The sequence below is a fragment of the Cupriavidus sp. genome (genome assembly GCF_057315035.1).
The window spans coordinates 110,495-121,633 of record NZ_DBHKYV010000025.1; the positions used below are offsets into that span (position 1 = coordinate 110,495).

9 protein-coding genes and 1 pseudogene are annotated in these 11,139 nt (G+C 63.9%); 8 read left to right on the forward strand and 2 right to left on the reverse strand.

Going from position 1 to position 11,139, the window contains the following annotated elements:
- Positions 1-2: 2 nt before the first annotated feature.
- The 5 genes from ACO550_RS25560 to ACO550_RS25580 are packed head-to-tail and all read left to right on the forward strand — an operon-like array spanning position 3 to position 6,849.
- The gene (locus tag ACO550_RS25560) at positions 3-2,210 is read left to right on the forward strand and encodes a polysaccharide biosynthesis tyrosine autokinase (protein WP_315597812.1); all 2,208 of its coding nucleotides are present in this window, start codon (positions 3-5) and stop codon (positions 2,208-2,210) included.
- Positions 2,207-3,382, forward strand: a complete 1,176-nt coding sequence (locus ACO550_RS25565; RefSeq protein WP_315597813.1) for a glycosyltransferase — start codon at positions 2,207-2,209, stop codon at positions 3,380-3,382. Before ACO550_RS25560 ends, ACO550_RS25565 begins: the two co-directional genes overlap by 4 nt.
- Positions 3,379-4,572 (forward strand): polysaccharide pyruvyl transferase family protein, encoded by a 1,194-nt coding sequence (locus ACO550_RS25570; RefSeq protein ID WP_315597814.1) that lies wholly within the window; start codon positions 3,379-3,381, stop codon positions 4,570-4,572. Before ACO550_RS25565 ends, ACO550_RS25570 begins: the two co-directional genes overlap by 4 nt.
- Positions 4,541-5,857 carry a lipopolysaccharide biosynthesis protein gene (locus tag ACO550_RS25575; protein WP_485995000.1) on the forward strand — a complete coding sequence of 439 codons (1,317 nt, stop codon included), beginning with the start codon at positions 4,541-4,543 and terminating at the stop codon, positions 5,855-5,857. Before ACO550_RS25570 ends, ACO550_RS25575 begins: the two co-directional genes overlap by 32 nt.
- Before the next feature lie 20 nt (positions 5,858-5,877).
- The gene (locus tag ACO550_RS25580; RefSeq protein WP_315597816.1) at positions 5,878-6,849 is read left to right on the forward strand and encodes a hypothetical protein; all 972 of its coding nucleotides are present in this window, start codon (positions 5,878-5,880) and stop codon (positions 6,847-6,849) included.
- Positions 6,850-6,894: 45 nt separating this feature from the next.
- Here ACO550_RS25580 and ACO550_RS25585 read toward each other — a convergent pair.
- Positions 6,895-7,488: pseudogene (locus ACO550_RS25585) on the reverse strand (sugar transferase); the annotation flags it as partial.
- A gap of 435 nt (positions 7,489-7,923) precedes the next feature.
- Between ACO550_RS25585 and ACO550_RS25590 the strand changes: the two are divergent.
- Complete coding sequence (locus tag ACO550_RS25590; RefSeq protein WP_315597817.1) at positions 7,924-8,598, forward strand: response regulator; 675 nt, start codon at positions 7,924-7,926, stop codon at positions 8,596-8,598.
- Positions 8,599-8,729: 131 nt separating this feature from the next.
- Here the strand turns inward: ACO550_RS25590 and ACO550_RS25595 are convergent, their stop codons facing one another.
- Positions 8,730-9,560: an outer membrane protein assembly factor BamD gene (locus ACO550_RS25595; RefSeq protein WP_315597818.1), complete on the reverse strand. Its 831-nt coding sequence runs from the start codon at positions 9,558-9,560 to the stop codon at positions 8,730-8,732.
- A 16-nt stretch (positions 9,561-9,576) separates the two neighbouring features.
- Here ACO550_RS25595 and ACO550_RS25600 point away from each other — a divergent pair, with 16 nt between their 5' ends.
- Together ACO550_RS25600 and ACO550_RS25605 are read left to right on the forward strand one after the other, a co-directional pair.
- On the forward strand, positions 9,577-10,797 hold the full coding sequence (locus tag ACO550_RS25600) for an RluA family pseudouridine synthase (protein WP_315597819.1): 1,221 nt from the start codon (positions 9,577-9,579) through the stop codon (positions 10,795-10,797).
- Positions 10,784-11,139 (forward strand): laccase domain-containing protein (locus tag ACO550_RS25605; protein WP_485995001.1); only part of this gene is annotated, 356 nt, incomplete at its 3' end. The genes ACO550_RS25600 and ACO550_RS25605, both read left to right, overlap by 14 nt.

An 11,139-nucleotide genomic window follows, 5' to 3' on the forward strand; every position in this document is an offset into this window, starting at 1 on the left:
ACATGGCGGCAGATCGTTCGGATTCGCGCGACGTGATCTCCCTGGCCCGGTTGGTCGAGGTGCTGTTGCGCCGCCGCTGGCATGTGGTGACGGTCACGCTGGCATTCTCGCTGCTGGGCCTGGGCTACGCGCTTGTAGCCAGGCCGGTCTATCAGGCCGACCTGATGATCCAGATCGATGATGGGGCGGCCGCATCGTCGGCCTGGAGCCTGCTTGGCGATGCGGCATCGTTATTCGATGTGAAGTCGTCACCGGGTGCGGAGACGCAGATCATCGGGTCCCGACTGGTGGTGCAACGCGCCGTGGAGGCGCTGCACCTCGACATCGAGGCGGGGCCATCGCGCCTGCCCGTGATTGGCAATCTGCTCGCACGATGGCGCGTCACGCGCGGCGATACAGCCGAGGCAATCGATGTCATACGGTTCGATGTGCCGCATGCGCTGGAAGGTGAAGCATTCGTACTGACGATGCAATCGGCTACAGCCTGGCAATTGGAGGGGCCAGGTCTCGCGGTACCGCTGCGTGGTGAAGTGGCAGTCGAGCGCGCCGTGCTGTCGCGTGACGGCGAGATCCGCTTGAAGGTGACGGGGTGTTCCTGCCGGCCCGGTGCCGAGTTCACGCTGGTGCGTCAATCGCGGCACAAGACCGTGGCTGCCGTGCGCGACAAGCTGGTGGTGAGGGAACCGGCCCGGCAGTCGGGCGTTCTGGTTGCCACGCTGACCGGGCCCGACCCGGAGCAGGTGCGTGCGCTATTGCACGAGATCGGAGAACAGTATGTCGCGCAGAATGTGGCACGCAAGTCGGCGGAAGCCGCACAATCACTGGCATTCCTGGAAAGGCAGCTTCCCGATCTGAAGCGGCAGCTGGAGATCGCCCAGGGACGCTACACGTCGATGACGGCGCAGGAGGGCATCGTCGATCTGACCGAGGAAGCCAGGATTGCCCTGAAGGCGACTGCGGAAACGCAGACTCAACTGCTCTGGCTGAAGCAGAAACGGCATGAGCTGGCCACCCGTTTCACGGGTGAACATCCTGCGCTGAAGGCCGTCGATCAGCAGGTTGCCGTGGTGCGAGGCAAGCAGCAGGATCTGGACCGGATGGTGCGGCAGATGCCGGAGCAGCAACGACGCACCGCACAACTGACGCTCGATGTGCGCGTGGCCACGGAGCTTTACACGTCATTGCGGGCCAGTGCGCAGCAGCTCGAACTGATGAAGGCAGGGCGCGTTGCGAGTGCCCGCGTGGTGGATCTCGCGGTAGCCGCCGAGGACCCCGTGGCTCCCGACCGGTTGCGCGTGGTGTTGATCGCCATGCTCGCGGGTCTGATAGCGGGTGCCGGCACCGCGCTTGCGCTGGACTGGATCGCCCGAACCGTTGGCGAGCCCGAGCAGGTCGAGCAGATACTGGGGCTCAGCGTACTGGGTATCGTGCCGAATTCCGCGCAACAGCACCGCATTTCCGCAGCGGATGCCGGCAATCACGGCGTGCACCTGCTGGCCAGCTTGGCGCCGTCGGATCCGGCGGTGGAAAGTCTGCGCAGCCTGCGCACGGCATTGCAGTTGTCCGGCCTGAGCCGAGAGCGCAACGTGCTGTTGATGACGGGTGCAGAACCGGGCGCCGGCAAGACCTTCGCCGTCGCCAACCTTGCGGCGGTGCTGGCCTCGGCGGGCCAACGCGTACTGCTGGTCGACGGCGACATGCGCCGTGGCACGTTGCATCGGATCTTCCGCCGTCCGGTGGCGCCGGGCCTTGCCGATGCGCTTGGGGACGTGGCCCGCGCCGGCAGCTTCGTACAGCGCGAAGTACTGCATGGCGTCGACCTGTTATGCCAGGGCAGCTCTCATCCGAATGTTGGTGAATTGCTGGCGGTTGCCGATTACGGTGCATGCATCGCGGCACTGCGCGGGCACTATGACATCGTGCTGATCGACACCCCTCCCGTGCCGGTTGCTGCAGACGCCGCGACCATGGCGCGCCACGCCGATGTCGTGCTGCTGGTGGCGCGCATGAACCATTCCCGACTTGCAGACCTCGAGGCCACGTGCAAGCGATTGCGCATGTGTGGCATCACCCCCGATGGCGTGATCCTGAACGGTTTCCAGCCACGCCTTGGCAGCTACGGCTACCGGCACGGCGGCTACTACCACCATGATGCGGCCAGCGCGGCAGGCCGGTTATGGGCACTCTGGCGCAAAGGCGGGCGCATATGAGCGGCACGCCTACCACTGGCAAGGCGCGCTTGCGCGTGGTGATCGTTGCCGAGGCGGCCGCGGGCGGCGTGGCGACGCACCTCGCCGATCTGGTGCGGGGGTTGGCGGCCATGGACCAGCACGTGCACCTGATCCTGCCTGAAAGCGAGCGTCTGGATACCGCGAAGATCGGCAGCGATGTTCAGGCATGCTGCGCCAGTGTCAGCCTGGTGCCCATGCAGCAGCGGATCGGCTGGCGCGATGCCCTTGCATGGCTGTGCATCTACCGGCTGCTATGGCGCATCCGGCCCGACATCGTGCACAGCCATAGTTCGAAGGCCGGGGCGCTGGCACGCGGCTGTATCGGTCCATGGCGGCAGGTCTATACGCCGCACGCGCTCTACACACTGGACCCGTCACTGTCGGCCGCGCGCCGTCGAGTCTTCGGTGGCGTGGAGGCTTTGCTTGGCCGCTTGCGCAGCCACCGGCTGATTGCCGTGTCGCATGCCGAGGCGCGTCATGCAAACGAGGCGCTGGGCATTCCGCGTGCGCGCATCACCACGATCCACAACGGCGTGTCTGATGATGCCAGGCACGTCAGGCTGACGCGCGTCGCGGCACGCCGCGCCCTGGGCCTGCATCCCACGCAGTGGGTGGTGGGCTTCGTGGGCCGCTTTGCGTATCAGAAGGGGGTGGACAGGCTGGTACGCGTTGCCGAACTGCTGTACAGGCGGTTCGGGCCGTCGCTGGAAATCGCGGTCGTCGGCATCGGCGATTTTGCGGCGGCTGCGGGCATGCCGGCGCATTGCCTGCCCGCCAATCTGCGACTGATCGGCAAGGTCGATCATGCGAGTGCCTGTTTTCCGGCATTCGATGCGCTGCTGTTGCCGAGTCGTTATGAGGGCTTTCCGTACGTCTATCTGGAAGCCATGGCGGCACAGGTACCCATCGTCACGACACGCGTCGCCGGTGCGAACGAACTCGTGGATGGCGAACAGATCGGCCTCGTCGTCATCAACAACGACGATCCGCGCCCGCTTGCAGACGCGCTGGAGCGACTACTGCGCAATGAAGCCCTGCGCCAGCGTATGCGTCGCAACTGTGCTGACGCTGCGGGCCGTTACGCAGTGGACACCATGGTGCAACGAACGGCACAGGTCTATCACGAAGTTGTCAATGGAGAGCCGCGATGAGTGGTTGCCGTATCACGCTGCTGCATGCCTACAGTCGGCACAATGCCGGCGACGGATTGCTGGTCGATCTGTCCTTGCGCCTGATCCGCGAAGCCCTCGGGGAGCATGCACGTGTGACGCTGGTGGCGTCGGATCCGCCATCATTTGCCACACCGTTTGCCACACCGTTTGGTGTTTGCGAGTCGGTGTACCCTGCGCCGGTCATCGCGCAACAGGGCTGGCGGCGCGCCTGGGCATGTGGCGCAACGCTGTTGTCGATACCCACGTCGGGCACGCGTGGGCTGCGGCAACTGCTGGACGCCTCCGACATGATCGTCGGCGTGGGTGGCGGTTACCTGCGTGCGCGCACCATTGCCGAGGCGCTCAAGCTGCGGGCGGGGCATCTTGTGCAACTACGCGCTGCAGTCGAATCGGGGCGACCGGCAATCTATCTGCCACAGAGCATCGGGCCGATTCCCGCCGGGTATGGATCCATGCCGTCACGCCTCGCGGATACGCTGGCATGCCAGTTGGGTGCGTTGGAGCGTGTGTATGTTCGCGACCAGCGATCGATGCAATGGCTCACGGGCAACGCCAATACCAGTCGGGCCCCCGATCTGGCGATCCTTGAACTCGGCAAACGTCTGACCAGCGCCGCGACGAGCTTCCAGGCCGGACAGCCGGTCCGGCATGTCGCGATGGTGCTGCGCAAAGCGTCAGCATGGAGCCGGGAGCGGCGCGAGCACTATCTGCGGGCTATCGCGCAACTGATTGCGCTGCTACGGCGCGAATGCCGTGTGAGCTTCGCGGTGCAGAGTGCGGTGCGTGGCAATGACGATACCAGGTTCTACCGGTCGCTCCAGATCGAGCCAGTTGGCTCGCTGCAGAACCTGCTGCGCATCGATCGGCCTGACATGGTGGTTTCGGTCCGCCTGCACGGTGCGCTGGAATCCCTGCTGGCAGGAGTGCCTGCCTACCACCTCAGCTACGAGCGCAAGGGCTTTGGTGCCTACGAAGATCTGGGACTCAGTCACTGGGTGCAGAATGCCGCGGCATTCGACCCGGCGGCTGTCCTGGATACGATGCTCGCACGGGGCGCCGCGGAACGGTTCCAGGCCTGCCTGATGCGCCGCGTGGCGGAGCTAAATGCGCAGCGGCATGGCATGGTGCAGTCCCTGCGTGATGCCGGCTCCAAACCAGCAGGACGGTAGGGGCAGCATGCCGGTGCTGATGGTGTTGGTCTTGCGCGCGCTGGCGCTCGGCGCAAAGTTTGCACTGGCCCTGGTCATCGCGCGTACGCTTGGCTACGCCGCAGTAGCCGAGTATGGGCTCGCGGTCGCGGCAGCGGTGATCGGCTCCAAGGTCCTGGGACTCGGCTTCAGTGCCGAAATCAACCGGAAACTGGCCAGTGCGCCAGGCACGGCGATTCTGGCGGTGACCCGGCTCGCGTGGATCCACCTCGCAAGCTATCTGTTGCTAGCGATCGCCGCAACGTGGTTATGGTGCGCCGGCGTGGCGCAGAGCTGGGCAGTGCCGGCCTCCCTGACGGCACTGACGATTGCAGTGGTGGTGACCGACCATCAGGCATTCGAGATCAACAGCTACCTTTATTCACTGCACCGGCGCCAGATTGCCTCATGGCTGATGTTTGCCCGTACGGGGCTATGGGCCGTGGCGGCGATTGGCGGGCTGATGAGCGGTGCGATCACCGGGATGGCTGGCGTGCTGGTCTTATGGGCTACGGGCAACCTGCTGGTGATTGTCTGCGGCTGGTGGCGGTTTGGCGTCGTCAGGTCGCAGGTTTCGCCGGACGAGGGGCATGCCGCTTTCTTATGGCCCGCCGCGTTGTGGCACGTCTGGCAGCGGGGCGCCGGATACTATCTCGCGGCGATCATGCTGTCGGCTACGCAGTATGCGGAACGCCTGATTGGCGCCTGGATCATGAGCGCCGGGGAAGTCGGCCGCTATGTGTTCCTATGGGCCATCGCCAATGCCGTTCAGACGCTCGCACATGCCTCGCTGGCAACCACGGCGGGCCCGGCGCTGGCGCGAGCGGCGCATGCCGCGCCGCTGCAGGTGGCAGCGCTGCTGAAGCGCCAGACGCTGGCGGCTTTCGGTACATCGCTGGTGACGGCGCTGGCTTTGTGGTGCCTGCTGGACCTCGTTCTGGCACTTGCAGGCAGGTCGTCGACGGACATGGAGGCGGACCGGTTTGTGTTCGGCATCCTGTTGGCGTCGTTCGTTGTGCGGGCCATGACGGACATCCAGTGGGCTGCGGTGATTGCCCTTGAGATGCGTGGTTGCACCTTGCTCGGCCTGACGGCGCTGGCCTGTGCCGGCATGCCGCTCGCATCCATATTGATTGGCGCGAACGGCATGGCAGGCGCAGCGCTTGCGCACGGCTGCGTCAGCCTGATGATTGCGGGCTGGCTTGCCTGGTCCTTGCGGCAACGGCTTGACCCCGATCCGCCAGGCATGGGGCAGCAACAATGTTGAGTCGGGGCGTCAGGTGGGTCATGGCCGCATCCGGCGTGGCGCTGTACGTGCTGGTCTATCTGAATGCCGGTCGATTGCTGCCGGCGGCAATCTTCCGCGATGCGCAGAAGATCCAGGAGCAGATGGACGGGGCTCAAACCTACGCGGGCAGTTCATTCGACGCCGTCGGCAGGCTTTTTCTGGGCTTTGGCGCTGGCGTCGACGCATTGGTCCTGGGTACCGGCATCTGGCTGATCTGGTCGATTGCCATGCGCGTCGACCGCGTCGGGTTGCTGATTCCGGCGCTGGCTCTTGCCGCACCGTGCGTATTCTTCAATCTTTTCGTCGCCGGCAAGGACACGCTGGTGGTGCTGATGTCGTTGATGGTGGCTGCGTCGGCACGCCGTGGCAATGCCGCGGCCCGAACCTGGATCCTGGCGGCGGTCCTTTATCTGGCCTACGCGGTGACGCTGCGCGCGTACTTTGCCTTGATACTTGGCATGGCGACAGTGTTCTACCTGTTGATTTGCGTGGGTTGCCGCTGGCGGGTCGTAGTCATCGCGTCGGCGATCTGGGCAATGGCTTGCTTGCCACCCGCGATCTTTCTCGCGCTTCAGTATCCACGCGACATCGCAGTCGATTACCTGATGTTCCAGTCGCCATACGGCGCGCGGACCAGTTTTTACAATCCGTTCCGGCCGGATTCCTTGTCAGCCTTTGCCGCAAACTATCTGTATGCGGTATGCCGACTCAATCTCGCCGTACTGTGGAGTCCGGGTGTAAAGGAGTTGGCAATGCAATGCTGGGTATTGCTCGCGGCGTGGCCACCCGCGGTGCAAGTCGTCCATGCAATGCGCAGTGGCGCGCGAGGCGTTCGATCGCTGCCAGCGTGCCTCGTGCTGGCACACGTGGCGGTGTCGATGCTGTTCGAGCCGGATCTGGGTAGTTATATGCGGCATCTGTCCAGCGTGGCGGCGCTGTCGATGCTGTTGCTGAAGTCGGACCGCGTGTGATGTTGGGCGGAAGGCGGGGGCGCGTGGCTGTGGTGGATGCGCGGATCAGTAAGCGCCGCGACCCACCAGTACGACACCGATGGTGCGGAACAGGATCAGGAGGTCACCAGACAATGTCCAGTTCCTGACATAGCTGACATCAAGCGATACGCGCCGCTCGTAGCCCGTGTCGTTGCGGCCGCTGACCTGCCAGAGGCCGGTGATGCCGGGACGCACGCGCATATAGCAGGCGGCTGCATCGCCATACCGCTCCAGTTCTTTTTCAACGATCGGGCGAGGGCCGACGAGGCTCATGTCACCGCGCAGGACGTTCCAGAGTTGAGGCAGTTCATCGAGACTGGTGTGCCGGATAAACCGGCCGAGCCTTGTGATGCGGATATCGTGGCGCAGCTTGAAATCCCGTTCCCATTCGGCACGGGCTTCCGGGTCGGTGGCCAGATGGCGCGCTAACGCGGCATCGGCATCGGGCACCATGGACCGGAACTTGAGGCACGCAAACATTTTTCCGTTCTTGCCGATCCTGGCATGGCGGTAGACGCAAGGGCCACCGTCGCGCATGACCAGTAATCCGATCACGCAAAGCAAGGGTGAGAGCAGCAGCAACAGCGTGATGGCGGCAACGACATCCAAAGCACGCTTGGCATGGGTTTGAAGCCGTTGTTGCTTGCAGGCGTCGGCTTCCGGCGACAAAGGGGGGAATGGTGTTGGTGCGATACCCGTGCTGACCGAACGCGATTTCGTCGTAGACATGGCAGGAATCCAGTGGTTGAGGTGAATCGGGAAATGACAGGAAAAGGCTCTCCCTTGGCTTCCAGTGGCTGGAGCCTGTTGGCGGGTAATCTGGCTGGGGTGCGGGCGTTGCGCGCGCGATGTGCAGCGCGTTGTGCGTCGCAGGCTGCGATGACGGTGTTGCGTGCTGGAGGCCGAATCCTCTTGATTGGCCTTGATCGGTTCCTTACCGAAGACTGGTTAGGATCATAGGCAGCCGCGCGGATGCCTCGGCTAGGATTTATCTGATTCTTCTAAGCCGTTGGCGCGTCGGATGGCTGCTGCAGGCAGCGGGAACATGAACACATGAATATTCGAATCGCGCTTGCCGATGACCATTCGCTGATCCGGATGGGCATGCGCCAGGTACTTTCCTTGGAGCTGGGTTTTTCGATTGTTGGCGAGGCGGCCAACGTGGAGGAACTGTTCAGCATCGTGACCACGCACGAATGCGACGTAGTCGTGACGGACTTGTATATGCCGGGGGGAGGGCAGCCCGATGGGTTGCCGATGCTGCATGCGTTTCGGCAGCATTTTCCGGCGGTAAAGGTGGTCGTGCTGACAATGCGGGATCAGCCGGCGCTGCTGCAGCGCGTGCGCGATGCAGGTGTGTTTGCCGTTCTCAGCAAGCGCGATGACCTGAGGGAGCTGCGTGCAGCCATCGTGGCGGCGTTCCAGCAGCGCAGTTACATCGGTACGACGATTCGTCGCGATGTGGCGCTGGTGTCCGGACCATGCGCTGGCATGGCGTCATTGACGGGCCTGAGCCCACGGGAGGTCGAGGTGGTTGGGCTCTACGTCGGCGGGATGTCGGTGAGCGCGGTGGCGCGGCATCTCAAACGTAGCATCAAGACGGTCAGTACCCACAAGACCAGCGCCATGAACAAACTCGGGATCCGCAGCGACGCCGAGCTGTGCCGATATGGCGTGCAGAATGGCATGTTCAGGCGCGATACGGCAGAAGAGGGCGATGTTGACTGAGGCTGGCCGATGATGGTCGAGGCAGGCAGTGGCGTTGAAAAGGATCGTGCGCCGGCGCGCGGCAAATGAAAAAGGCCGCGACTGGATCCAGTCGCGGCCTTTTTCGAATCAATGCGAAGTAACCCGCCCGATCAGAACACTTCCCACCAGGATTTGTCCTTGCGGCGCTGGCCATACTTGATGAAGTCGCTGTTCGGGTAATTGCGTTCCATCACACGCGCCGTGTCGTCACGCAAGTCCTTCATGCCGAGAGCGTCATAGGACCGGACCATGATGTACAGCGCTTCCTCGTTGGCCGGAGCCCCGTCGTAGTCCTTCAACGCCTGCTGGGCCCGGTTGACTGCAGCCAGGTAGGCGCCGCGGCGATAGTAATAGCGTGCGGCGTGCACCTCGTGCTGGGCCAGCGAATTGACGATGTACTGCATCCGCATCGTTGCGTCAGGCGTGAACTTGCTGTCCGGATAACGCGTGATCAGGATCTGGAACGCGTCATAGGCAGCACGCGCGGCCTTGGGGTCACGCTCGCTCAGGTCCTGGCCCGAGAAACGGCCCAGCCAGCCGAGGTTGTCGTTAAAGTTGATCAGGCCCTTGAGGTAATAGGCATAATCAATGTTCGGGTGGCTCGGATGCAACTGGATGAAGCGATCCACCGCGGCCAGCGCGGCGGCGGTCTCGCCATCCTTGTAGTTGGCGTAAGCGGTGTCGATCTGCGCCTGCTGTGCGAATCGGCCAAACGGATAGCGGCCCTCGAGCTTCTCATAGAGCTTGACGGCGCGTGTGTAGTCGCCGCCATCGAGGGCATCCTTGGCTTCCGAATATAATTTGTTGGCCGACCAACCTGCCGTTTCGTCAGGCTGGTCTCCAAGCAGGCCGCATGCCGACAGCATGACGCAGCCGCCTGCGAGCAAAACCGCTCCAATTTTCGCGCGCCAGTTAGCGCGTTTCATGCTCTGCACTTGCATGGGCAACCTGTTCCGGATGAAAAAAAATAGCGCCAAGCATTATAGCCGAAGCCCCCAGACCACAACCGGTCTGGAACGCCACACCGAATCCGCAGAGGTGACCGACCCCGAATCCGACGCCCTGGACGACGAGTTTGCCACCGATGACGGCGAGGGTGAATTCAACAGCGAGGTGCCCGCTGCGGCGCCTGCAGCACCGGATTTCGTGCCGTTGTACCTTGAAGTCGACAGCGCCAGCCATGGCGAACGGCTCGACAAATTACTCGCGCGGCACTTCAGTGAATTTTCGCGTAGCCGGATCCAGCAATGGATCGAGGACGGTGCCGTGCGGGTGGATGGCGAGCCGAGCCGCGCCAAGGCTTCGGTCCAGATGGGCCAGCGGATCGAGATCCAGCCGCAGGCTGCCCCCGAATCGCTGGCCTTCACATCCGAAGACGTACCGCTGGACGTGGTCTACGAAGACGATGCGCTGCTGGTCATCAACAAGCCGGCAGGCCTGGTGGTGCATCCTGCCGCGGGCAACTGGAGCGGGACGGTCCTCAATGGGCTGCTGCATCGCGACCCGCATGCCGCCCAACTGCCGCGTGCCGGCATCGTGCATCGGCTCGACAAGGAAACTTCCGGCCTCATGGTGGTGGCTCGGACCCTGACCTCGCAGACCGCGCTGGTTCGGCAATTGGCTGCGCGCACGGTCAAGCGGACCTACCTTGCGCTGGTCTGGGGCGAAACGCCCGATGACGGTACCATCGACGCGCCGATCGGACGCGATCCGCGCGAGCGCACGCGCATGGCAATCGTCCATACCAACAGCGGCAAGCCATCGCGCACGCATTTCGAGACCCTTGGCACCGTGCCGCTGGGCCGCTCGAAGGTGTCGATGGTGATGTGTCAACTCGAAACGGGCCGCACGCACCAGATTCGCGTGCATTTCGAGTCGATTGGCCATCCGCTGGTGGGAGATCCGGTCTACCACAAGGCCACGCAACGCGGTCAGCGCCCAGCGGTGCGCGTGACGCTGCCGGTGCCGTTCAATCGCCAGGCATTGCATGCTTACCGATTGGGTCTGGTGCATCCGGTAACGGGGCGCAAGAAGTCGTGGGAAGCCGAGCCCCCCGAGGATCTGCAGGCTCTGATCGACGCGCTCGATTTTGAAGGCCAGATGCAGGAAGACGAGGACGACGAGGGGTATGACGAAAGCGTCTGGTACGAAGGAGGCGAGGACGATGACGACGACTGATGCCGCGGCATGGATCGTCCCCGACTGGCCCGCGCCGGCGCATGTGCGGGCGCTCTCCACCACGCGGCATGGCGGCGTCAGCGCTGGCCCATATGGATTGGCCGGTGGCGCAGCCGGGGGGCTGAATCTCGGCACGCATGTCGGGGATGATCCGGCCGCCGTCGCGGCCAACCGCGAGCGCCTGGCCGGTTGCCTGCCGGCCATGCCGCGCTGGCTCGAACAGGTGCACGGTTGTGGTGTGGTGACGGCGGATGACGGGGGTGACGGGGGTTACGGGGAGGGCTGTAACCCGCGCGCGGATGCCAGCATGGCTGTCACACCCGGCCACGTCTGCGCCATCAT

Bases quoted from the DNA above. Each gene is read 5' to 3' on its own strand.
- ACO550_RS25570 (WP_315597814.1), top strand. From the start codon at position 3,379: ATGAGTGGTTGCCGTATCACGCTGCTGCATGCCTACAGTCGGCACAAT.
- ACO550_RS25595 (WP_315597818.1), bottom strand. From the start codon at position 9,560: ATGCAAGTGCAGAGCATGAAACGCGCTAACTGGCGCGCGAAAATTGGA.
- ACO550_RS25590 (WP_315597817.1), top strand. From the start codon at position 7,924: ATGAATATTCGAATCGCGCTTGCCGATGACCATTCGCTGATCCGGATG.
- ACO550_RS25560 (WP_315597812.1), top strand. From the start codon at position 3: ATGGCGGCAGATCGTTCGGATTCGCGCGACGTGATCTCCCTGGCCCGG.
- ACO550_RS25580 (WP_315597816.1), top strand. From the start codon at position 5,878: ATGGCCGCATCCGGCGTGGCGCTGTACGTGCTGGTCTATCTGAATGCC.
- ACO550_RS25565 (WP_315597813.1), top strand. From the start codon at position 2,207: ATGAGCGGCACGCCTACCACTGGCAAGGCGCGCTTGCGCGTGGTGATC.
- ACO550_RS25600 (WP_315597819.1), top strand. From the start codon at position 9,577: ATGAAAAAAAATAGCGCCAAGCATTATAGCCGAAGCCCCCAGACCACA.